Source organism: Streptomyces griseorubiginosus (assembly GCF_017614965.1).
Classification (GTDB): domain Bacteria; phylum Actinomycetota; class Actinomycetes; order Streptomycetales; family Streptomycetaceae; genus Streptomyces; species Streptomyces griseorubiginosus_B.
Genome location: NZ_WVUG01000653.1, coordinates 1 through 1,266, shown reverse-complemented (window position 1 = coordinate 1,266; position 1,266 = coordinate 1). Strand labels below are relative to the sequence as shown.

General features: G+C 74.2%; 1 protein-coding gene. It reads left to right on the top strand.

Features of this window, described 5'->3' with window-relative positions:
- The first annotated feature begins 233 nt into the window (after positions 1 to 233).
- Positions 234 to 1,214: a non-homologous end-joining DNA ligase gene (gene ligD / locus GRC12_RS44520; protein WP_208786108.1), complete on the top strand. Its 981-nt coding sequence runs from the start codon at positions 234 to 236 to the stop codon at positions 1,212 to 1,214.
- Positions 1,215 to 1,266 lie beyond the last annotated feature (52 nt).

Genomic DNA, 1,266 nt, shown 5'->3' with positions numbered 1-1,266 from the left:
CGTCTGACCGACACAGGGGCCTGTCAGGTCGCCGCCGGAAGGCGGCGCCGCGGAAGGCCGGCTTCGTGACGCGGACAGCGTCGCTGAGGCGAAGGCGGCGGCGCGGGGCGGGCGGGAAGAGCACGCCGGCCGACAGACGGGCCGTCGGGTCGCCTGGCGGAAGGCAGCGCCGTTCAGGCGAAACCGGTCGGGTGGGCGCGTGGCGGGGCGCCGGGGTGTCGACAAGTGACCCCGTGACGCTCCCCCTGATCCCGCCCATGCTCGCCACGCCGGGCAAGCTGCCGCCGCTCGCCCAGGACGCCCGCTGGGCCTATGAGACCAAGCAGGACGGCCAGCGCGTGGTCGCCTATCTCGAAGGGGACGGGAGTGTGCTGCTGCGCGCCCGGTCCGGGGAGGACATCACCGCCGCCTATCCCGAGCTCCGGCCACTCGGCACGGCGCTGGGGAGGACTGCGGCGGTACTGGACGGGGAGGTACTGGCGCTGGACGAACGGGGGCGTGCCGACTTCCAGTTGCTGCAGTCCCGGATGGGCCTGGCGCACGCGCCCGGCAAGGCGGCACGGCAGGCGACGAAGGTCCCCGTCCATCTCGTCCTCTTCGACGTGATGCACCTGGCCGGGCAGGATCTCACCGGGCTCCCCTACACCCGGCGGCGCGGGCTGCTGGAGGAGCTCGGTCTCGGCGGGGCCCACTGGTCCACGCCCACCGCGCTCGTCGGCCACGGCGAGGAGGCCCTGCGGGCCACCGTCGAGCACGGACTGGAAGGTCTGGTCTGCAAACGGCTGGACTCGGTGTACGAGGCCGGGGTGCGGTCGCGGGCCTGGATCAAGATCCGAAACATGCGCAGCGAGGACGTGCTGGTGGGCGGGTGGCTGCCGGGCAAGGGACGGTTGCAGGGGCTGCCGGGGGCCGTCCTCGTCGGGCAGCGGGCGGCGGGGCGGCTGCGGTATGTGGGCGGCGTGGGGACCGGCTGGAGCGAGGCCGAGCGGGTCCGGCTGGCCGAGTTGTTGCGGGCCGCGGAGACCGACGTGTGCCCGTTCGATCCGGTGCCGCATGTGGCGGGCGCGCACTGGGTGGTACCGCGGCTGGTCGGGGAGGTCCGGTTCAGCACCCGTACCCGGGCGGGCATGCTGCGCCAGCCGTCCTGGATGCGGCTGCGGCCCGATCTCGCGCCGGAGGATTCTGCGGCCGACCTGCCGGACGACCTCACCTGACCATCCGTCACCGCACACCGCCGACCCTGACCGCCCGCCACCGCCCTTCGAC